At 41.0% G+C, this 21,638-nt stretch carries 19 protein-coding genes and 1 pseudogene; all 20 read left to right on the top strand.

Annotation, left to right across the window (positions count from 1 at the left end):
- The first annotated feature begins 18 nt into the window (after positions 1–18).
- The 20 genes and pseudogenes from BLT32_RS11420 to cysC all read left to right on the top strand — a co-directional run bounded on the left by BLT32_RS11420 (position 19) and on the right by cysC (position 21,616).
- Positions 19–867, top strand: coding sequence for a sulfotransferase family protein (locus tag BLT32_RS11420; RefSeq protein ID WP_053954392.1), 849 nt, complete (start codon positions 19–21; stop codon positions 865–867).
- A gap of 7 nt (positions 868–874) precedes the next feature.
- The gene (locus BLT32_RS11415) at positions 875–2,044 is read left to right on the top strand and encodes a TDP-N-acetylfucosamine:lipid II N-acetylfucosaminyltransferase family protein (RefSeq protein WP_053954391.1); all 1,170 of its coding nucleotides are present in this window, start codon (positions 875–877) and stop codon (positions 2,042–2,044) included.
- Between the two features lie 34 nt (positions 2,045–2,078).
- Positions 2,079–3,521, top strand: coding sequence for a lipopolysaccharide biosynthesis protein (locus BLT32_RS11410; RefSeq protein WP_053954390.1), 1,443 nt, complete (start codon positions 2,079–2,081; stop codon positions 3,519–3,521).
- Positions 3,502–4,731 carry an O-antigen ligase family protein gene (locus BLT32_RS11405; protein ID WP_053954389.1) on the top strand — a complete coding sequence of 410 codons (1,230 nt, stop codon included), beginning with the start codon at positions 3,502–3,504 and terminating at the stop codon, positions 4,729–4,731. Before BLT32_RS11410 ends, BLT32_RS11405 begins: the two co-directional genes overlap by 20 nt.
- Entirely contained in the window at positions 4,724–5,851 is a 1,128-nt protein-coding gene (locus BLT32_RS11400) for a glycosyltransferase (protein ID WP_053954388.1), read from the top strand. The genes BLT32_RS11405 and BLT32_RS11400 overlap by 8 nt, the downstream gene beginning before the upstream one ends.
- Before the next feature lie 22 nt (positions 5,852–5,873).
- Positions 5,874–6,434, top strand: a pseudogene (locus BLT32_RS13155) (glycosyltransferase); the annotation flags it as partial.
- A gap of 30 nt (positions 6,435–6,464) precedes the next feature.
- A complete protein-coding gene (locus BLT32_RS13065; RefSeq protein ID WP_235444011.1) occupies positions 6,465–7,010 on the top strand; it encodes a glycosyltransferase family 4 protein in 546 nt (181 codons plus the stop codon).
- Entirely contained in the window at positions 7,000–7,968 is a 969-nt protein-coding gene (locus tag BLT32_RS11390; RefSeq protein ID WP_053954386.1) for a sulfotransferase family protein, read from the top strand. Before BLT32_RS13065 ends, BLT32_RS11390 begins: the two co-directional genes overlap by 11 nt.
- Positions 7,950–8,948, top strand: coding sequence for a hypothetical protein (locus BLT32_RS11385; protein WP_053954385.1), 999 nt, complete (start codon positions 7,950–7,952; stop codon positions 8,946–8,948). Before BLT32_RS11390 ends, BLT32_RS11385 begins: the two co-directional genes overlap by 19 nt.
- Positions 8,949–8,985: 37 nt before the next feature.
- Complete coding sequence (gene wecC / locus BLT32_RS11380; RefSeq protein ID WP_053954384.1) at positions 8,986–10,194, top strand: UDP-N-acetyl-D-mannosamine dehydrogenase; 1,209 nt, start codon at positions 8,986–8,988, stop codon at positions 10,192–10,194.
- 25 nt (positions 10,195–10,219) lie between these two features.
- Positions 10,220–11,353 carry a non-hydrolyzing UDP-N-acetylglucosamine 2-epimerase gene (gene wecB / locus BLT32_RS11375; protein WP_053954383.1) on the top strand — a complete coding sequence of 378 codons (1,134 nt, stop codon included), beginning with the start codon at positions 10,220–10,222 and terminating at the stop codon, positions 11,351–11,353.
- Positions 11,350–12,999: a heparinase II/III family protein gene (locus tag BLT32_RS11370; RefSeq protein ID WP_053954382.1), complete on the top strand. Its 1,650-nt coding sequence runs from the start codon at positions 11,350–11,352 to the stop codon at positions 12,997–12,999. Before wecB ends, BLT32_RS11370 begins: the two co-directional genes overlap by 4 nt.
- Before the next feature lie 27 nt (positions 13,000–13,026).
- A complete protein-coding gene (locus BLT32_RS11365; RefSeq protein ID WP_053954381.1) occupies positions 13,027–14,157 on the top strand; it encodes a glycosyltransferase in 1,131 nt (376 codons plus the stop codon).
- A 4-nt stretch (positions 14,158–14,161) separates the two neighbouring features.
- Complete coding sequence (locus BLT32_RS11360; protein WP_235444010.1) at positions 14,162–15,103, top strand: NAD-dependent epimerase/dehydratase family protein; 942 nt, start codon at positions 14,162–14,164, stop codon at positions 15,101–15,103.
- Positions 15,096–15,644: a sugar transferase gene (locus BLT32_RS11355; protein WP_053954379.1), complete on the top strand. Its 549-nt coding sequence runs from the start codon at positions 15,096–15,098 to the stop codon at positions 15,642–15,644. The genes BLT32_RS11360 and BLT32_RS11355 overlap by 8 nt, the downstream gene beginning before the upstream one ends.
- Before the next feature lie 68 nt (positions 15,645–15,712).
- On the top strand, positions 15,713–16,879 hold the full coding sequence (locus BLT32_RS11350; protein ID WP_053954378.1) for a nucleotide sugar dehydrogenase: 1,167 nt from the start codon (positions 15,713–15,715) through the stop codon (positions 16,877–16,879).
- Positions 16,880–16,909: 30 nt separating this feature from the next.
- Complete coding sequence (gene cysD / locus BLT32_RS11345; protein WP_053954377.1) at positions 16,910–17,821, top strand: sulfate adenylyltransferase subunit CysD; 912 nt, start codon at positions 16,910–16,912, stop codon at positions 17,819–17,821.
- Complete coding sequence (gene cysN, locus BLT32_RS11340; RefSeq protein WP_053954376.1) at positions 17,821–19,239, top strand: sulfate adenylyltransferase subunit CysN; 1,419 nt, start codon at positions 17,821–17,823, stop codon at positions 19,237–19,239. The genes cysD and cysN overlap by 1 nt, the downstream gene beginning before the upstream one ends.
- Before the next feature lie 9 nt (positions 19,240–19,248).
- Complete coding sequence (locus BLT32_RS11335) at positions 19,249–20,973, top strand: SLC13 family permease (protein WP_053954375.1); 1,725 nt, start codon at positions 19,249–19,251, stop codon at positions 20,971–20,973.
- 46 nt (positions 20,974–21,019) lie between these two features.
- The gene (cysC, locus tag BLT32_RS11330; RefSeq protein ID WP_053954374.1) at positions 21,020–21,616 is read left to right on the top strand and encodes an adenylyl-sulfate kinase; all 597 of its coding nucleotides are present in this window, start codon (positions 21,020–21,022) and stop codon (positions 21,614–21,616) included.
- Positions 21,617–21,638: the final 22 nt, after the last annotated feature.

Raw genomic sequence — 21,638 nt, 5'->3', positions numbered from 1 at the left:
TAAGGTACTTTTACTAAAATGCATAGAACCCCTCCCTTTTTTATTTTGGGTAATCCTCGGTCGGGAACATCTTTGTTCCGTCTTATGTTGAATAACCACCCTAAAATTGCTGTTCCTCCAGAATGTGGTTTTTGCGAGTGGCTTTATGAAGAATTTGCAGGAACAAAACTAAATATAAAAATTTATGGTGACTTTCTACGTAAAGTTTTTTCAACTAAAAAATTCGAGACGTGGGAGCTCGACTTTGATGAAGTTTTTTCGCTAATAATAGAAAATAAGCCGACTACCTATCAAGAACTAGTTCTAGAGATCTATCGTGCTTACGCTAATAAAGCGAATAAAAAAGCTGAATTATTTGGTGATAAAAATAACTACTACATAAGTCGTGTGAGAAAGTTGGAAAAAATATTTCCCGAGTGTAGGAAAATATTTATTGTTCGTGATGGAAGGGATGTTGCCTGTTCATATTTAGATCTTAGTAATAAGAAGCTCAATTCTCGATATAAACCAAATCTGACTGCAGATATTAAAGATATCGCAGAAGAGTGGAAGAAGTCAGTTGAGGTAATGTTGCAATGGGTTAATAAGGGCGCAATATATATTCGGTATGAAGACTTGGTCAATAGTCCTATTAATACCCTTAAAGAAGTGTGTGATTTTTTGTCAGTAACTTTTTCGGAAGAAATGCTAGCCTTTTATAAAAATAATGATGAGCCGAATGAATTTAAGGGTTGGAAAGATAAGACATTTATGCCTTTGGCTGATAGTAGTGTAGGTAGATATAAAAGGGATTTGTCTGAAAAACAGTTAATTGATTTTGAAAGCGTGGCTAGCGATAGGTTGGAATTATTAGGCTACAGCCTCTAGATCACATATGAAAATTGCTCACATAATAATGGATGAAAAGTTTCCTGACTCAGCTTTTGAAATGTTTGAGTCAGTTGCGCCTCACGCTAACGACTTCATATTGCCGGACTTGGACTCTCCAATAAAAAATCTAAAGAAAGTTAATCCTGTTCGTGTCAGTAAATTTTCGTACTTGAATGGTAAATTTATTAATAAACTTAACAACTATGATGCATTGATAATTCATGGAATGAATAAGTTTTCTATCGAATTGATAAACCGTTGTCGAAAGACGATGCCTGTATACTGGATTGGTATGGGCTTTGATTATTATGACATAATTTATAATTCAGCGTCAGAGATGTTAAAGGCGGCAACTAACGATATAGTAATTAACAATAGTTTTTGGTCTAATTTAAGAAGATCTAAAATTATTAGTCTTATTAAATACTGTCGAGATAAAATCTTATATCCTAATTCGATTAGGAAAGAAACTGGAATTCTTCGGGTCGATTATTTCTGTCCAGTTTTGGAAAGTGAATTTCATAGCGTATTAAATAAGGTTAATGGCTGGAACCCAAAGTATATTGATTGGAATTATGCAAATAGCTCTAATTTGGTAGATTGTAAGTTTGGAAACGATTTTTCAATGGGAAAAAACATCCTGTTGGGAAATAGTTCTACACCAACTAATAATCATCTCGATGCCATTAGATTTTTAAAGAAGTATGAACATCATCTAAATGAGAGTAGTAAAATAATAGCTCCGCTAAGCTATGGAGATATGAATTATCGTAACGTTGTTATTAATGAGGGTGTTAAGCGTTTCGGTGATAGGTTTTACCCATTAACTGAAATGTTAACTGTCAATGAATATAATAGAGTCCTCGAATCATGTGGCTTAGTATTTATGAACCATTTAAGACAGCAAGCGGGGAATAATATTGCTCAAGCGTTATTTATGGGAGCTAGAGTTATTTTGGATTCTAAAAATCCTTTCTATACGGATTATAAACAGAGGGGTGTTTACTTAAACTCGATTGAGGATATTAATAAGACTCCAGAATTATTATCACAGCCTCTTACTTATAAAGAAAGACTCTTTAATCGAATTCATCTTAGGAAGGCAAGAGGATCTGAAACTGCTCTCTTCAAGACAAAAATTTTAATTGAATCTATAAATTCTTCTAAGAAATAAAGAGATTCATTGTGTTTTACTTTAGGCATAAATATTGAACTTAGCTAAGAAAACCACAGTCGGCGTAGTCTGGAACTTCGGTGAGCAGTTGTCACGTCGGGGGATTGGGATTTTAGTAACACTGCTTTTAGCTAAATTCCTGCTTCCCACAGATTTTGGATTGATTGCGATGATAAGTCTATTTATAGCGCTTGGCCAATCCTTAATGGACTCAGGTTTCAGGCAAGCTTTGATTCGTTCTGAGTTAGTTACTAAAATCGATTATTCTACAGCATTTTATTCTAATATCTGTTTGGGTCTTGTATCGTATTTACTACTGTTTTTCCTCGCGCCGGTCATAGCCAATTTTTACGAAGAAAGTCAGCTTGTTGAGCTCGTACGTGTCTCTTCTTTAGCTATAATAATTAATTCTTTTCAATTAGTACAAGTTGCTAGTCTAAGCAGAAAGTTGAATTTCAAAGTTCAAATGTTTGCTAGTCTTCCGTCAAGTTTTATATCAGCTGCAGTGGCATTGACTTTCGCGTCTTTAGGGTATGGGGCATGGGCATTAGTTGGACAATCCCTAGTATTTTCAGGTTGCCAAACTATATTACTTTGGTATTTCCAAGGGTGGCGGCCAGCGAAGTCATTTAGTTGGAACTCTCTGAGAAACTTATATCACTTCGGTTATAAAATTTTCTTATCGGGTAGTTTGGATACTTTATATAAAAATCTTTACCCTTTAGTAATAGCAAAACTATTTAGCTCTTCTGCTGCTGGCCTATATTTTCTCGCAGACAAAATACGAGAGCTAGTGGTCAGCCAACTTTTGCATTCTATACAAGCTGTAACCTTTCCTGCACTCTCTAAAAAGCAATCTAACAAACTCGAGCTAAAAGCAGGTTACAGGCGAGTAATTAAAGTAGTTACCGCAATTTATGTTCCTGTGATTGTATTTTTTATATTAGTGGTTCCATGGCTTTTCGATTTGTTTTTTTCCGAAAAATGGAAAGATGCACATGTATATCTACAAATTCTTCTAATAGCTTCGTTACCTCTTTGCGTGAATTCTTTAAACCTAAATATACTAAAGGTAACCGGCCGATCTGACATCTTTTTAGTTTTAGAGATTTTTAAAAAAGTTCTGATGACAATCATACTTTTTATTACAATTCCTATTGGCTTGGAAGCTGTTATTTGGGGGCAAGTTTGTCAGGCGTTTTTGTTTTATTTCCCTAACAAATATTACTCAGGAAGATTGATAGGTTACTCAACGTTAGAGCAATTAAAAGATGTTTCATTCTATTACTTATTTTCAAGCTTATCATTTATTCTAATTTATTTGTTTTTTTTATATTTTAATGTTGGTACGGCATCCAAAATAATTTTGTCGGCTTTGTTTTTTTGTGTGGGATACTTCTTTCTTTTATTTTTATTTGATAGGAAAATAATATTTGAAATATTAAGTGTTGTGAAAAATGCTTCAAAAAAATTATAATAACACAACCGCCAACTCAACTATAAAGCGTATTAGATTTTCGGTTGAGAGTCTTTTTGTATTATCTATTGCTTTTTGCCTGTTAATTGCATTTATTCTTCCGATTCGTTTACAACCTATTAACTTGTCTTTCTTTATCTTGTTTTCTACTATATCTATTTTCTATTTTTTATTAAAAATAGAAAAGGTAACATTATCTCGTTATGACATATATGTATTATCTCCATTTTTTATATTTCTGGCCTTCGAAGCTTTTTCGCAAATAAGAGCAGCTTCCGATGTTAGCATTGCTAGAATAGTCACGATTAGTGGGATGATAATTTACTGCATAGTCTTATTAAAGGCTTTTGATGTGGAAAACTACAAGAAGAAAGTTAAATCTGGGATTTACTTCGGAGCAATGCTCCTGTCTATTATCATGATTGTCCAATTTTTTAATCCTTATGGGATTAACTCATTATACTATGAGTTGCTTGGCGCTGAACGTGCATTACACTATGCAGACAATAATGTGGATCGTGCGATCGGATTCTACGGAAACCCTAACGAAGCTGGTTTTGTAATGGGTTTAGCCTTTATTTTTATGATTAACAATCATTTAAGAAAGGCAAGTAATATCTTAGAATTAACTTTGACTAGTTTGTTTTTCTTAGCCATAGTTTCTTCTCAGTCGAGATCCGTCTGGATAGCTTTAACTGTGTCGTTCGGCTTTTATTACTTTTCAAAAAGGCTAAAACCCAAGAGAGTTCTTTATTTTATCCTTTTCATCATATGTGTACTTTCTGCGTTTTTTGTTACTGATATTTACGAAAAAATTTATGATCGATTTGTAAATATGAGTAGTTTCAAAGCTCGTGTTTTTGAAGTTTGGTCTGACGCCTTATCGACAGTCAATAACGAGTGGTTTTTAGGTCTTCCAGCAGACGCGAGACTTCATTCTTTAGACAATGAGTTGTTGAATATTTGGTTGAAGTTTGGATTGATCCCTCTGCTTACTGTCATAGTTTGGGCGGTTTTCATATTTTCCCTTTCGTTATCTTATAAAAAAATAAATGCTTTTAATCGACCGCTGATATCTTTGCTAGTATTCCTTTTGATCTATGCTATGGCCGTCGATGTTAATATTTTTTATTATAACGCCCCTATATTTATTTTTTTTACGATGTTTATTTACGAGTATAAAAAACTTAAGAGTATGAGTGATGATTAGCTTTTCCTTTGTTTTCAGAGAAGACCCGTTTTCTGTAGTTAAACCAAGAGGCGGCGTTATCTCTAATATAGAGTTGATTAAATCACTATCAGAATTCGGCGATATTTTCATATTTATTCCGGGGAGAGAATTCAGTTTTTATAAGTCTGAGAGACAAGGTGTTTCGATTAATTTTGTCGAGTTCGTTACATTGCCTTTTCCTTTTTTCGTGAGGAAAGGAAATAAGCAGCTTAATGCTTTTATGCGCCGTCATCTAGCTAGCTATGAAAAGCTTATTTTTTTTGGTTCGAAAGGCTCGATTCCGCATGCTTGTCAGTTTTATAAGCATATTTCATCTGACAATAAAAAACTCACAATAATTACCAGGGATTATAACGAGCTCCCTCTAAAGGGGAGGCTTTATGGTAAAGGTGGAGTTAGAGACCTTATTAGAGATGCTTTCTTTTATCTTATTTGGAGGCGTGCTTATCGTATAGCAGATAATGTAATAGTAAATAGCAGCTTCCTAGCGCAAGAGATTGCTAAGGTTTATCGAATAAATAGATTCTTTGTTTTTCACCCTAAAATAAAATCAGTAGCTACGTTCGAAAGAGATAGGCTATTGGACGCGGCGCACCTTAAAGCTGGCTTTATATCGGGACCAAAATATAAGGGGCTAAGTCTCGTTTTACAATTATCTGTCTTATTTCCTGAAATCGAATTTCATGTGTTTAATGCCGATAAAAATACAACTAAAGTGAATAATAAAAATGTCGTTCTTCATGGTTATGAATCACATGATAATATTTTTCAGTTAATAGATGTGCTCCTCGCTCCGTCTTATTGGTATGAACCCTATGGTCGAGTCGCAGCGGAATCTATTCTCCATGGTGTGCCTGTGCTTCATTCGAATCGAGGAGGGTTATCTGAAGCATCTGGCTCGTCCTTTTTTAGTGTTGAAAGTATGCGCATAGAAACATGGGCTAAGAAATTGACAGATTTTATTGAAAACATTTCGGACTATAATAATGAATTGGAAACATGTAAGTACCGATTGATTATCCAAAATGCAGACAATAAGTTTCGTGATGATTTACGCAGTTTTATTAAGGTGAATTTTGACAACAGACAACTCAGTTAAAAGTGTATTGATCGTAGGCCCAATGCCATCTTCTTTTGGTTCCAGTAACTACGGTGGAGTTTCAGTACACACTTTGCAACACGCCGAGCTGCTATCCGAGTATGGATATGATGTGACTATACTAGCAGTAGGCTCCTACCTTGGTTCATCGTTTCTATTAAATTCTAAAATTAGAGTAGTCGGGATTCCAAGTTTCTCTGTTTTTGGTTTTTTGAGAGCAATATATAAATCCATTAGTGCAAGTGTTCTAATACGGGATTTTAGAATAAGAGCTATCATCAATAGGTTCTTGACTCGTTATAAGTTGGATAACTTGGACGTAAGTGTGTTTGATGTAGTTCATGTGCACTCGATACACAATCAGTTTCATAGTGTAACTAAGTCTGCCGCTATTAGGCGAAAAATTCTCACGGTACATAGTTATGATGATATTCTTAGGTCAAGTGGTCAAACTCGAAGAAAGTACATAAGTATCCACAAAACCGGGCAGCTTTGGTTTGATTGTGTAGTTCATGTTTCTGAGACAGATAAAAACAGGTCTGACGAGCTCGGACTGAATACTCCTAATAATCGAGTAATCCATAACCCTGTTGAAATCCTAACGAGTCGACGCATGGCTAAGGATATAGATGTATTATTTGTGGGAAGTTTAACTGAACGAAAGCGCCCAAAGTTAGTTTTGGAGGCTTTGAGTAAAATTGATGATAAGCCAAAGTGTAAAATAGTCGGTCAAGGTGAGCTACTTGGAGACCTTAAGAAAGGATATGGAAATAGGGTGGACTTTTTGGGTGCAATTAGTCATGAGAAAGTCTTAAAATTAATGAATAGAAGTAAAATCCTTTGTGTCCCAAGTGTCTCGGAAAGTTTCGGTTTAGTTTATGTGGAAGCTGCGTTGAGCGGAGCGGCTGTCATTGGGTACGAGAATACAATTAAAGAGATGTCCGAGCTATCAGGGTTGAACTGTGACGAACAGAAATTTTTTAGAGGTTTTTCACCGAATGAAAACGACCCTTATGTTTTAGCCGGTATTTTAGAAGAAGTTTTAAGAAATTATGATAGCCAATATCTGACCATATCCACGTCATTGATAAACAAGCTTAAAGAGAACTTTTCTAAAGAGTCATATATCAATAAGATTAGAGCACTCTATGAGCATTGAACGATCTGTGAAGCTCCTATTCGTAATTGGTGTGGGGCGCTCCGGTACCTCTCTTTTACAAAGCATGATTGCTGCTAACAGTAAAGTTTGCTATCTACCTGAGACCTCTTTTATAAGACGTTATATTTTTACTGGAGTGTTATCTGAGCTATATGAGCGTTGCGGAATTAATGCTGTAAAAGAACGTTTAGGTAGTGATTCGCATTTGGCTAGAACAGGTATTGATATCAATTCTTGGTTTTCCGAAGATAGTTCTTTTTCTGAAAGAGAGCTTTTTCACAAGTTGGCTAACGCTGCTAACTCTGAGATGCGCGATTGGGTTGGGGATAAAGATCCAAGGTTGATTGAATTCTTGCCTTTGGTATCAGCTATTACTCCCACAGCAACAATAGTTAATATTGTCCGGGATCCTAGGGACGTTCTGCTTTCTAAAAAGAAGGCAGCGTGGTCTAAAACGGGGCACGTGTGGAAACATATTTTCGCTAACAGAGTTCAGTTGAAACTTGGGCGTGAAATGGGTAAGCGATTTTTTGGAAAAAACTATTATGAAATAGTATACGAAGACTTATTGAAAGATCCTGAAAGAGTACTGAAAAGACTTTGCGAACAAGTAGGTCTTCCATTTGAAGAAAGTATGCTTAACTTTGGTGATGCGGCGAGAAAACTAGTATCCGCCGAGGAACTGAGTTGGAAGAAGGAGACTTTTGGGCCTTTATTAAAAGGTAACAAGCAAAAGTGGATGAATGAGTTATCTGCAAAAGAGATCTTATTGACGGAAATGTCTTGCAAACAAGCATTTCAGGTTGGTAAATACAAACGTGACTCAAAAAAAAATCGATTGTCTATTCTCGACCTTTTTTGGGTGTACTCCGGGTTCATAGCTATTTCCCTGTTTGATAAACCCTACCGTATATATAGAAACTACAAAGTGAAAAAAGCATGCAAGCGGTTAAAGTGACGAAAGGGCGGATTGTTTTTGCAAATAAAAACAAACTAATTTTAGCGTGTGGTGCAGACCTTTTCGTTAGCGAAGACAAAGGACAAACCTGGAAGCACTGGCTGACTCTACCTGTGAGGACGTCGTTAAGACTAGCAATGAAGTCCCATATGTTATCAAGATTGCTGCGCTTAGGAGTACACCACCTTGTTAAAGCTCGAGGGAAATGGGTCGCAATTGTAAATAATGAGTCTTTTTTAATACAAGCCGATGCCTCTATAACTCGTTTAGGCTTTATTGAAGGCTCTCGTCCGATGGTTCTTTGTGCATCAGACGATAAAGTTTTCTATGGTGAATATCGCTCTAATTCAGAGCGCTCTCCAGTGCATATATATAGTCTAGACTTTGAGTCTAACAAATGGCGGTCAGTGTGGCAGTTCAATGATGTAAGGCATATTCACGGTGTTTTTCATGATGCTTACACAGACTCCTTTTGGGTCACTACCGGTGACTCTAATGAAGAGTCGGGTATCTGGTGTACAAGGAATAACTTTACTACTTTAGATAAAGTGCTTGGGGGATCACAACAAACTCGAGCTGTTCAGTTACTATTTTCTAGTAAGTGGATCTACTTTGGCTCAGATACTCCGCAGGAGCAAAACTTCATTTACAGAACGGATAGAGAAGGTAATCATATAGAAAAGCTTCAACCGGTTGGAGGCTCCGTTTTCTACGGATGCAAGGTAGAGGACAAATTGGTGTTTTCGACAGCTGTTGAGCAAAGCGATATAAACTCTAGTCGCTTAGCTGAAGTTTGGTACTCTTCAAATGGAAAAGATTGGAACAAACTGGTGGAATGGCGAAAAGATTTCCTCTCTATGAAATATTTTCAGTATGGGCAAGTGCTACTTCCTTCGACGAACGAAGAAAATCACGATACTCTTTATTTGACTCCGTTTGCAGTAGGTGGGCATGGAAGAACTATCCAAGTCTCTATTTAGGCATCCTGTTCTATCCTAACTTAAATCAAAGGTTTTTATGTTTTCTAATTCGAAAATTTGTATTTTGGGCTTGGGTTATATTGGTCTTCCATCGGCAGCCTTGCTTGCAAACAAGGGCTACCAAGTCCAGGGAGTTGATGTATCTAGCCATGTCGTCGATACAATAAATCGCGGTGAGATTCATATTGTTGAACCAGAATTGGATGCTTTCGTGCGCTCAGCAGTAAATTCTGGGCATTTAAAGGCTGGCTTACAGCCTGAAACCTCAGATATTTTTATTCTTGCTGTGCCAACCCCTTTCCATGACGGTTTTGTACCTAACATTGATTATGTTTTAGAGGCGGCTAAGTCTATTGCTGATGTGGTTCGTCCTGGCAATGTAGTCATTCTTGAGTCGACTTCGCCGGTTGGAACGACTGAGAAAGTTGCTAAAATTCTTGAAGAAAGTGGTGTAGATATCTCTCAAGTCCATATAGCCCACTGTCCTGAGAGAGTTTTACCTGGTCACATAATGCGGGAACTTGTTGAAAATGACCGAATTGTTGGCGGAGTAGACCCAGAGGCTGGGGAGATAGTGGCAAACTTTTACCGAACATTCGTATCTGGTGAAGTCTTGGTTACGGATGCTCGAACCGCTGAAATGGCTAAGTTGACGGAAAATAGTTTCCGTGACGTAAATATAGCCTTCGCTAACGAGCTTTCGATTTTGTGCGATAAATTTAAAATTGATGTGTGGGAGCTAATACGTTTAGCAAACCGCCATCCACGAGTTAATATTTTACAACCCGGAACAGGAGTGGGCGGGCACTGTATTGCTGTTGACCCTTGGTTTATTGTTGATGCGGGAGGTGAAGATGCGCGCATCATTAGAGCAGCTCGAGAAATTAATGACTATAAGACTGAGTGGGTGACTGCGAGAGTTCTTTCTGAGGTGCAGCATTTTGAAAAGAGCTTTGATAAGAAACCTACTGTCGCCTGTATGGGACTTGCATTTAAGCCTAATATAGATGATTTGCGAGAGTCTCCTGCATTAGAAGTTTTTCAAGCTCTTGTAGCTGAAAATATTGATGTATTGGCTGTTGAGCCTAACTTGAAAGAGCACAAGAGTATTAGACTGCATGATTTTATAGATGCTTCAGATACCGCTGATATTGTTATTTACCTTGTTGCTCATAAAGAATTTAGTGATTTAACCACTAAAGGAAAGGTTTTGGATTTTTGCGGCGTTACTGTTAAGCAAAAGTAAGTATTAACGCAATCAAGGTTGTTAAATGAAAGTATTATTAGCGTTTGGTACTCGTCCTGAAGCTATAAAAATGGCTCCGCTTGTTAAAGAGTTAGAAAACCGGTCAGACTTTAAGGTTAGCGTAGCTGTTACAGCGCAACACAGAGAAATGCTAGATCAGGTGCTTAACTTATTTGATATAGAGCCAGATTATGATCTAGATATTATGAAAGGTGGTCAGGACTTATTTGATATCACCTCTCGAGTCCTTTTAGGCATGCGAGATGTGATTGATAAAGTAGAACCTGATTTAGTCTTGGTGCACGGAGATACCGCGACCACATTTGCTGCATCTCTGGCTGCATTTTACAAAAAAGTTGCTGTTGGTCATGTAGAAGCAGGCTTAAGAACTCATGACCTGCACTCGCCATGGCCTGAAGAGGCAAATCGACAGCTCACTGGGCGTTTAGCTAAGTGGCACTTCGCGCCGACCGAGAGAAATCGTAAAGATCTCGTTGCTGAAAAAGTTGCTGAAAGTAGCATATTAGTAACTGGTAATACTGTAATTGATGCGCTTCAGTGGGTATCGGACAAAATTAGTGGCTCGCCTGAGCTGAAAAAACTCATTGGAGAGAAGCTTGAAGAAGCGGGTTTATCAATTAATTTAGCTAACTCCCCTTATGTGCTAATTACGGGACATCGGCGTGAGAATTTTGGTCAGGGTTTTGAGGGTATTTGTATGGCCTTGAAACAGCTAGCCACGAGTTATCCTAATGTAAATTTCGTATACCCAGTGCATTTGAACCCAAATGTTCAGGAACCGGTAAAAAGGTTACTAGCGGGATTAAAAAATGTTCACCTGATTAAACCTTTGGGTTATGAACCGTTTGTTTACCTTATGCAAAATTGCCTTTTAGTGCTTACGGATAGTGGAGGAGTACAAGAGGAAGCGCCAGGCTTGGGTAAGCCGGTTCTTGTTATGCGAGACACGACGGAAAGGCCAGAAGCGGTAGAGGCCGGAACCGTGAAACTTGTAGGTACAAGTGCTGGGCGGATTTTCGATGAGGTTTCTGAGTTGCTTACGAATAATGAAATCTATAAAAGCATGTCTCGGGCTCATAACCCTTATGGAGATGGTAAAGCGTGTAAGAGAATTGCTGAGTTTCTTAAAAAACAATGAAGAAGTTAGTGTTGCTTTTTCACACGCTAAAGTACCTGAAACTGAGCCAGATTTTCTATCAGTTCTACTATCGTTTAAGAAAGCCACAATTACAAAGTACTGGTCAGTTAACGTTACGTGGAAGTATAAAAAGTTGGTCGGGTCATTATTATTTAGAGCCGATGACAAATGATGCGAGAATATTCACCTTTTTAGGGCAAACGGCTCAATTGAAAGGTGACTGGAATGACGACTTACTTCCCAAATTATGGCTCTACAATTTACATTATCATGATGATCTAAATGCAAAGCATGAGGGCGACCGTGTAGACCTTTGCTCAAAAATTATTGATGAGTGGATAGAGGGTAATCCTCCTTTGCACGGCAATGGCTGGGAGCCTTATTGCTTATCACTCCGTATTGTGAATTGGGTTAAATACTTCCTTAGGCTGCCGACTGACAGGATAAAAAAAGAGTGGCTTGCATCCCTTGCTCAACAAGGGAAAGCATTAGAGCAGCAACTGGAATACCATATTCTTGCCAACCACTTATTTGCAAATGCAAAAGCTCTTGTGTTTATTGGTTCCTTTTTTGGGGGAAAGCAAGGGGAGTCTTGGCTCAATATGGGCCTTAACCTGTTAGAAAGGGAAATAAAGGAGCAGTTTTTAGATGATGGGGGGCACTTTGAGCGCTCGACTATGTACCAAGCAATCCTTTTGTGGGATTTGGCAGATTTGCTTACTTTAGAACGCACTTCAGAGCTGCCGGAGCTTAGTAAACACAAGAGGGTGTGGAAAGAGGTATTTTCAAAGGGGGGTGAGTGGCTTGCTAGCATGTGTCATCCCGATGGTGATATTGCATTTTTTAATGATGCTACTCTGGGTATTGCTCCAACCTTAGAAGATTTAAATCGCTATTCCTCAATACTGGGTATATCCACTCACAATAGTGAGATAAAGCCCTATGATATTGATGGCAAATTACTTGAAAGCAGTGGTTATGGAGTCATTCAGTGGAATGAAGGGCATTGTCTTTTAGCTGATGTGGCTCACATAGGTCCGGATTATCAGCCAGGCCATGCGCACGCGGACACGTTAAGCTGTGAATTTAGTTTTTATGGACATAGAGTTCTGGTAAATTCAGGCATTTCTCAGTACGGAGATGACGAGGAAAGGCACCGCCAGCGTTCAACTAAAGCTCACAATACAGTAGTAGTTGATGATGAGAATTCTACGGAAGTTTGGTCAGGTTTCAGAGTGGGGCAGCGAGCCAAGCCTTTTGGTGTCTCTTTTGAGAAGCAAGGTGGAGTAATTCAATTACAGGGAAGCCATGATGGTTATAAAAAATTTAGAAAAGGTGTAATTCACAAAAGGATGTGGCTCGCAAAAAGCTCCTCTCTAACTATTGAAGATAATATTACTGGTCGTTTTGAAACGGCGGTTGCGCTATGGCATCTACACCCTGAAGTGATACTTAAAGAGAACAGTAGTCGCTGTTTTTCACTAATAACTGCAAATGGTGAAAGGCTTTCGCTTTCATTTGATGGAGCAAAAGCGGTTAAAGTTACTAAGGGAACATGGCACCCAAGTTTTGGCGAGTCGGTTACAAATAAGGTGATTCAAGTTTCTATTGATGGTTCTACATTAACAACCCGACTTGAATTCTAAACAGTGGAATATTGTAGCCTGTTGAATATGAAAAAAATCACATTTCTCTCTACTTACTCTTTAAACGAACCTGTCTTAAGAAACAGAATAACCCCATTTATAAATTTGGCTTTGGAACGAAATGCTTCGGTAACTCTTGTTAACCCTAAAGGCGGAAGTTACGGTGAAATAGAGAGGTTTAGGCATAAAGCTCTTGACGCTGAACAAGCGAATAAAGGAAACTTTTTTATAAGAGCATGGAAAGAGCTAAGGTTAGCAAGAAAAGTTTTAAAAAGCACTCCGCATGGTACCGAGTGTATTTGTATAACTATCCCCTCCATGTTTTTGCTGTTTCTATTTAACCCCTCAATTGCCAAAGTCTCTCTTCTTGATGTACGCGATATTACATGGGAATACTTAAGCGATAAGTCATTTTTCAGTCGCTTTATAAAAAAGGTTTTCAGATACTTTGCGAAAAGAAGGCTTGTTTTTTTCGATTACATTTCCGTTACGAATAACGCGGAGAAAAAATATTTAATAGAAGAAATGGGTGTGGATTTAAACAAAGTGGTGCTTTGCCCAAATGGAATATCTTTGAAGCAGTTTGCTCAAGTACAGGCCGTTACGGAGGCGTCAGATGCTAACGAATGCGAGAGAAAGCAAGTTCTATATATTGGCAATGTCGGTGTTGCGCAGAATTTGAGAACGTTTATTGAAGCAGCAAAAGAGTGTCCAGAGGTTGACTTTGTAGTTGTCGGAAAAGGCTCGGAATTTGATAGGATTCAAGAAGAAGCAAAAGGCATTGCTAATGTTTTTTTAAAAGGACGTGTGGACTGGTCTGAGATTCCTAAGTTCTATCAAAAATCGGATGTTTTATGGGCCCAACTTACACCTGAGTTTGCCGGGGCGGTTCCGTCTAAATTATACGAATATTTGGCTACGGGTAAGCGTGTTGTTTACGGAGGTGAAGGGCAAGCAATATCAGTTTTATCCGAATTTCAGGACGTCGAAATTATTCCCCCTAACCAACCTTCTGTATTGGTTGCGACCATTAAACAACTTGTGGAAGGTACCGAACGGTCGCAGCTTAATTTTTATAACAGAGAGATAATCAAAAAAAAATATATCCGAGAAGATGGGGTAAATAGCTTCTATCGTATGGTCTTTAATGAGGACTAATGACTTGAATATTTTGTTGACCGGAGCAAATGGTTTTTTAGGTTACAACATACTCCAGGCAATAGAGGAGACTGACTATAAGGTTACCGGTGTCATAAGACGCGAAAAGCCGCAAAAAATAATTGAAAACACTTTTAAAGGTTCAGTTGACGGCATACAGGATTGGACAGAGGCTCTCGCTAACAAGGACGTGGTAATTCATGTGGCAGGAGTCGCCCACAAAAAGAATAAAGTAGGTAGTGAAGCTCTGGAAAGCTATAGAAACATAAACTTTCATGGAACTAAAAACTTAGCGGTGCAATCAGCTAAAGCTGGTGTTAAAAGGTTTATTTTTATTAGCTCAATAGGTGTTAATGGAGCGACATCGGGAAGCCCTTTTACTGAACAAGACGAACCGTGTCCTGTTAACGAGTATACTCGTTCAAAATATGAGGCTGAACAAGCTTTATGGGAAATTGCAGAAACAACTGATATGGAAGTTACCATTATACGTCCACCAATGATCTATGGTCAGAATGCTCCAGGTAATTTTGCTACTTTAGTAAACTTTGTTAGAAAAGGTATCCCCCTTCCTTTAGGAGCTGTAGATAACAAAAGAGCGTTTATCAGTGTTGATAATCTTGTGGATTTTATTCTAGCGACAATTAGCCATCCTCGAGCGGGGAATGAGCTATTTTTGGTTAGCGATAACAAAGATATATCCACAACACAATTGCTTCGGGAAGTTGGGAAAGCTATGGGTAAGCCAGTTCGGCTACTACCTGTTCATAAACGCTTTTTGACTATTTTGGCAAAGCTATCAGGAAAGCAGGTAATAGCAGAGCAATTGCTTGGAGATTTAAGAGTTGATATGTCAAAAGCAACAAAGTTAATGGGGTGGCTTCCACCTATCTCAGTAGAGCAAGGTCTACGTCGTTGCTTCATAACGGAGAAAAGAGTTGATTAGATTATTGGATTTTTGCTTTTCATTAGTAGGGTTGCTTGTTGCATCCCCTATATTAGTTTTGCTCGCGTTAATTGGCTTTTTTGACACTGGCTCTCCTATTTTTCGACAGGAGCGTGTAGGAAAGAATAAAAAACCTTTTATTTTAGTTAAGTTTAGAACAATGAAGAAAAATACCGCTTCAGTTGCTAGCCATTTGGCAAGTGCTTCGTCAATTACAAAATTTGGACGTTTTCTTCGTAAAACGAAGTTAGATGAACTGCCACAGCTTTGGAATGTTTTGAAGGGAGAAATGAGTTTGGTAGGCCCTAGGCCTGGCCTATTTAATCAGGAAGAGTTAACCGCTGCGCGCGAAGTAAAAGGGGTTTTTGATGTTCGCCCAGGCATAACTGGACTGGCTCAAATCAATGAAATAGATATGTCGACACCAGAGCTGTTGGCGGAAACTGATGCAAAGATGATTAAAACCTTAAACCTTAGAAGTTACTTCCATTACATTTTAATGACAGTGACTGGTAAAGGTTCTGGCGATCGAGTTCGGTGAGAACTCGCTTGGACTGTTGCTCAGAATAGGCAAACTAATTAACCGCGGCTTTAGGGAATACGTATATTATGAAAATAGCAGTAGCCGGAACAGGGTACGTTGGCTTATCAAACGCGGTGTTACTTGCACAGCAAAACGAAGTTGTCGCAGTAGACCTTATCAAAGAAAAAGTCGACTTAATCAACTCTGGCCAGTCGCCAATAGAAGATAAAGAGATTAGTGAGTTTTTAGCTAATAAGAGCTTAAACCTTAAAGCGACACTGAGCGCTGAAGAAGCTTATATAAATGCGGACTATGTTGTTATAGCTACACCGACAGACTACGACCCGGAGACCAATTACTTCAACACCAGCAGTGTAGAAGCCGTTATTGCTCAGGTAAAGCAAATTAATCCTGAAGCGGTTATGGTCATAAAGTCGACCATACCGGTGGGCTATACCGAAATGTTAAAAGAGAAAATGGGGACCGATAATATCATTTTCTCGCCGGAGTTTTTGCGTGAGGGTAAAGCTCTCTATGACAACCTGTACCCGTCTCGTATTATTGTCGGGGAGCGATCACAGCGTGCTGAGGTATTTTCCGAGCTTTTGAAAGAGGGTGCGATTAAAAAGGACGTGCCGACACTCTTTACCGACAGCACCGAAGCTGAAGCCATTAAACTTTTTGCTAATACTTACCTTGCAATGCGAGTCGCTTACTTTAACGAGCTGGATACTTATGCTGAAGTTCACGGTTTGAATACCCGGCAGATTATTGAGGGAGTTGGTTTGGACCCGCGTATTGGTGACCATTACAATAATCCGAGTTTCGGCTACGGCGGTTATTGCTTACCAAAAGACACCAAGCAGCTATTAGCCAACTACCAGGATGTACCTCAAAACATGATGCGTGCGGTGGTCGATGCCAACCGTACCCGTAAAGACTTTATTGCGGACAGTATTATTGCTCGTAAACCAAAGGTCGTGGGTATTTATCGCTTAGTCATGAAGCAAGGTTCCGACAACTTCCGTGCTTCGGCCATTCAAGGCGTTATGAAACGCATTAAGGCCAAGGGTATTGACGTTATTGTGTATGAACCTGTGTTAGAAAACGATAAGTTCTATAACTCGCGAGTAGTGAATGACTTTAAGGCTTTTAAGGCTGAAGCGGACGTTATTGTCTCGAACCGTATGGCGCCCGAACTTCAGGATGTTAGCGAGAAAGTGTATACTCGCGACCTATTCGGCAATGATTAAACATTTACGCTTAGACAAGATGGAAAACCAATGATCAGCGAAGAGAAGTTAACGCACTTAAAAGCGTTAGAGTATGAATCTATTCATATTTTCCGTGAAGTAGCGGCAGAGTTCGATAACCCGGTTATGTTGTACTCCGTGGGCAAAGACTCTTCTGTGTTACTGCATTTGGCACGTAAAGCGTTTGCGCCGGGTAAAATTCCGTTTCCGCTAATGCACGTGAACACCACTTGGAAGTTCCGCGAAATGATAGAGTTTCGTGACCGCATGGCAGAAAAGTATGACTTTGAATTGCTTGAGCACATTAATGCGGAAGGTGTGGAAAAAGGCATTGGACCTTTCAGCCACGGTAGTGCGTTGCATACCGACGTAATGAAAACTCAGGCGTTGAAGCAGGCGTTAAATAAATACCAGTTTGACGCTGCTTTCGGCGGCGCCCGTCGAGACGAAGAAAAGTCTCGCGCAAAAGAGCGTGTGTATTCCTTCCGTGACAAAAACCACCGTTGGGACCCGAAAAATCAACGCCCTGAGCTTTGGAATATTTTTAACGGCAAAGTGAATAAAGGCGAAAGCATTCGTGTCTTTCCACTGTCGAATTGGACAGAGCTGGACATTTGGCAGTACATCTATTTAGAAAATATTGATATTCCAGAACTGTACTTTGCGAAAGAGCGCCCAGTGGTTAAACGCGACGGCACCTTAATTATGGTGGACGATGACCGCATGCCGCTGGAAGACGGAGAAACACCGGAAATGAAGATGGTGCGCTTCCGTACACTGGGTTGTTACCCACTAACCGGTGCTATTGAGTCTGACGCAGCAACCTTGCCGGAAATTATCCAGGAAATGCTGCTGACAACCACATCTGAGCGTCAGGGCCGAGTGATTGACCACGACAGTGCCGGTTCCATGGAAAAGAAAAAAATGGAGGGCTACTTTTAATGTCACACGCCAGCCCATTAATTGAACAGGACATACTTGCTTATTTAAAACAGCACGAGAATAAAGAGCTGCTGCGCTTTATTACCTGCGGTAGTGTCGATGACGGTAAAAGCACCCTAATTGGACGTTTACTGCATGACAGTAAAATGATTTTTGAAGACCAGCTGGCGGCTATTACTGCTGACAGTAAAAAGATGGGAACAACCGGCGACGAGGTTGACCTGGCTTTATTGGTTGACGGCTTACAGTCGGAGCGTGAGCAGGGTATTACCATAGACGTGGCCTACCGCTACTTCTCGACTGACAAACGTAAGTTCATTATTGCAGATACCCCGGGCCACGAGCAGTACACCCGTAACATGGCTACAGGCGCATCAACCTGTGACGTAGCGGTTATTCTTATTGATGCCAGCAAAGGTGTGCAAACACAAACGCGCCGCCATAGCTTCATTTGCTCGCTGTTGGGTATTAAGCACGTGGTAGTTGCGGTGAATAAAATGGACTTAGTCGATTATTCACAAGACGTTTATAAGCAAATACAAGCTGACTACCTGGACATGGCTGGCTCGCTGGATATCCCTGATATTCGCTTTGTGCCTATTTCGGCGCTTAAAGGCGATAACGTGGTAAATACCAGTGAAAAGCTCAGCTGGTTCCGTGGCTCGACCTTAATGCAGTACCTGGAAACCATGGAAGTACAGCGCGGCGCGAACAACTCGGAGTTTCGTTTCCCGGTTCAGTATGTGAACCGTCCAAACTCAGACTTCCGCGGCTTTGCCGGTACTATTGCCTCTGGTGAAATTGCGGTAGGCGACACGGTTCGGGTATTACCGTCGGGTAAAATTTCGACTATTAAATCGATTGTCACCTTTGAAGGTGAGCACAAGTCAATTAAAGCACCGGCGGCGGTAACGCTGACGCTGAACGATGAAATCGACATTAGTCGTGGCGACATGATTGTCAAAAAAGACGAGTTGCCGAATGTGTCGTCGCGTTTCCGTGCCAAGTTGGTGTGGATGAACGAAGACGCTATGCAAACGCATCGTGAGTACTACCTGAAGTTCAACAGTAAGCTGACGACCGGTGAAATTGAGAATATTCAGCATCGCATTGACGTAAATACCTTTGACGAGCACAAAGCTGGTGAACTGGCGCTGAACGAAATTGGTCAGGTCGATGTGCGTGTGACTGAAAAAGTCATGTTCGACGACTACCAAAGCAACCCGAAAACCGGGGCTTTTATTGTGATTGATCGCATGACCAATATGACCGTAGGCGCGGGCATGATAGAGCAGGCGTTGTCGGACTCGGGTGACAGCGATGCAGTGAAGCACGAGTACAGCGAGTTTGAACTGGAGCTGAATGCTCTCATTCGCAAACACTTCCCGCATTGGGAAGCGAAAGACCTGCTGAAGTAACCTGTCGCTATGACGCCGGGGATATTACTGGCAGGGCTGATGTTGCTCATGGTGGTGTTGCTTATACGCTACCAGGAGCGCTCTGCCATGATCTTCTCTGGCGCTATGCTTGTTACGGTGGCCAGTGGCTGGGTGTCGCAAGACGCATTGCTGTCGAACGCAGCCAACCCGGGTCTGGCGACACTGGTTATGCTGGTGCTTATTTCTTTTGCGCTAGAGAAAACCAGTTTACTGAGAACCCTGTCGCGTTACCTGTTTAGTCGTTCAAATGCCTTGACCACGTGGCGCGTTATGGGGTTGAGCGCGCTAGCCTCTTCAGTATTGAATAATACAGCGGTTGTTGCAGCGCTGCTTAACGCTGTGCGGCGCAACCGCTACATTCCTGCCTCTAAATTGCTTATTCCTCTGTCGTACGCGGCTATTATGGGCGGTACACTGACGCTTATTGGTACCTCTACCAACCTTATTGTTAACAGCTTATTTACCGAAACCGGTCACAGCGGCTTTGCGTTTTTTGATTTCACGCTGGTGGGTGTTGGTGTTCTCGGCTCCGGGCTATTGGTGCTGTTTGTGGTGAGTCGTTTTCTACCGAGCTTCACCGAAGCCGACGAAGGTGGGCGAGAGTACTTTGTAGAAGCAGAGCTTGAGAACAACTCACCCTTAGTAGGCCAAACTGTTGAAGCCGCGGGATTGCGCCATTTAGAAGATCTGTTTTTAGCTGAACTGCACCGTGACGGAGAAATAAAGCGACCGGTGACACGTTACGACGTGTTGCAGGCTGGCGACAAGCTCATTTTCTCGGGGGATGTTGGCAAGGTGAAGGTACTGAACCAGTTCCCGGGTCTGTCACTTTTTGCTGAGCAAAAAGGGCTGGAAACGCATGAGCTGACAGAGGTGGTGATTAAGTCCGAGTCTGTACTGTGTGGACAAACACTAAAAGAAAGTGGCTTCCGGGCTCGCTTTGATGCCGCCGTGGTAGCAATACGACGAGAGGGCGAGCGCATTAATGGTCGACTAGGTTATGTGCGCTTGCGGGCCGGCGACATTTTGTTGCTGGCGACGGGCCCCGACTTTGCTGCCCGCACTAACTTAACGAAAAACTTCTTTGTATTAAGTGGTGTGCGCCCCGAGAACATGCTTAGCGGTTGGCGTGAAAAACTGACGCTATGGGGCTTTGTCGCCATGATAGGCGCAACCGTAGCGACGGGCTCTTCTTTGTTTCTGGGCGTATTGTTTCTGTTGGCGGCATTGGTTGCAACCGGTTGTTTGCGGCTGAATGAAATTAAGCGCCGTTTTCCGGTTGAAATATGGCTGATAGTGACCAGCGCTTTGTGCCTCGCGACTGCTATGCAGAGCACGGGGGTTGCGGACGCCATTGGTGACTTTGCGGCAACGTCGTTGGCGGGCAATGGTGTGTATTTAACCTTTGCCGGTGTCTTTTTGCTGACGTACCTACTGACAGAGTTGGTCACCAACAATGCCGCTGCTGCGCTGATGTTCCCGGTCGCATACTCTCTGGCGCTGGGTATGGGGGTAGACCCGTTCCCTATGGTTATGGGCGTTGCTTTTGCCGCCTCTGCCAGCTTTATTACCCCATACGGCTATCAGACCAACCTGATGGTCTTTAACGCAACCCATTACCGGCTTAAGCACTTCTTGCTCGCAGGCCTGCCTGTTTCGGCAACCTACATTGCAATGAGCTTGTGGCTTATTCCGTTAGTGTTTCCGTTTTAAGACCCCTGCGGTACAATTTTTCCATAACTGACAAGATGACAAACCAATGACAGAAAATATTGTCTGGCATGATGCCGCCGTTTCGCACAATGACCGTGTGACGCAGAAACAACACCAACCCGCATTGCTTTGGTATACAGGGTTAAGTGGCTCCGGCAAGTCAACCATTGCTAATGCTGTTGACCGTAAATTGTTTGAGCTGGGTTGCCACACTTACCTGTTAGATGGCGATAACGTTCGCCATGGCCTGAATAAAGATTTGGGCTTTAACGACACTGACCGTGTTGAGAACATTCGACGCATTACTGAAGTCAGTCGCTTGTTTTTAGACGCAGGCCTTATTGTTGGTACGGCGTTCATTTCTCCTTTTATTGCTGATAGGGCGCAAGCGCGTGAATTAGCGGGCGAAGGTTTTATTGAAGTTTTCGTCGATACGCCGCTGGAAATCTGCGAGCATCGAGACCCTAAAGGCCTCTATAAAAAAGCCCGTGCTGGTGACATTTCTCACTTTACGGGTATTTCGTCGCCCTATGAGGCACCAGAGAAGCCGGAAGTGCATTTAAAAACTGATGAAATGACCATAGAGCAAGCAGCAGAGCAAGTGGTGCAGTATTTGAAAAACAAAGGCATGATACCTTACTAAGGTTTACGTAGATAACGTGAAG

The organism is Idiomarina zobellii (assembly GCF_900100855.1).
Taxonomy (GTDB): domain Bacteria; phylum Pseudomonadota; class Gammaproteobacteria; order Enterobacterales; family Alteromonadaceae; genus Idiomarina; species Idiomarina zobellii.
Note: the sequence above shows the minus strand (reverse complement) of the source record. Positions and strands in the feature narration are given on the sequence as shown.